Source organism: Kineosporia mesophila, assembly GCF_021129235.1.
In the GTDB taxonomy this organism is placed as follows: Bacteria; Actinomycetota; Actinomycetes; order Actinomycetales; family Kineosporiaceae; genus Kineosporia; species Kineosporia mesophila.
The window spans coordinates 1-581 of record NZ_JAJOMA010000059.1 but is presented as its reverse complement, the minus strand read 5'-3'; the positions used below and the strand labels follow the sequence as shown (position 1 = coordinate 581).

The 581-nt window shown below is 64.9% G+C and carries 1 protein-coding gene; it reads left to right on the top strand.

The genetic code is table 11. From position 1 onward, the window contains the following. Window positions 1-114 precede the first annotated feature (114 nt). A partial coding sequence (locus tag LR393_RS34790) for a response regulator (RefSeq protein ID WP_231489485.1) occupies window positions 115-581 on the top strand: 467 nt, incomplete at its 3' end.

Genomic DNA, 581 nt, shown 5'->3' with positions numbered 1-581 from the left:
GCTCGCGTCTACCGCCCGGTTGGCCAGGGTCGTGTGCCACGCTTCAGGAAAGGGCAACAGCCCAGGTCGCAGCCTCAGCGGAGCAACCGCACCGAAGGCTCAGGGAGACAGAAAATGGACAGTCAAGACCGGCCAATCCTTTTGGTCGATGATGATGCCAGTGACATCGAGCTCACCCGGTGGGCCTTCCAGAACAGCGGTTTCACCACCGACATGGCGATCGCCCGGGACGGGCTGGAGGCTCTGGACCTTCTGCTGCCCTCCGACGGCCGACCCCCACTGGAACCCGCGATGGTCCTGATGGATGTGGACATGCCACGCATGGGCGGAGTGGAGACCGTACGGCGCATCCGGGCCGAACCCAGCACCAAGCTATTGCCGGTCATCATGCTGACCAGCTCGCTGGCCGATCGCGACATCGTGGACAGCAGCAACGTCGGAGCCAACGGATACGTACAAAAACCCCTCGACATCGAGGACCTGCTCAAGATCGCCTCCGCCGTCGGCGCTTTCTGGATCGACCTCAACCGCACCCACGGCACCCCCGGACGACCCAGCACCTCCCCGCCGGTGCCCGGCGG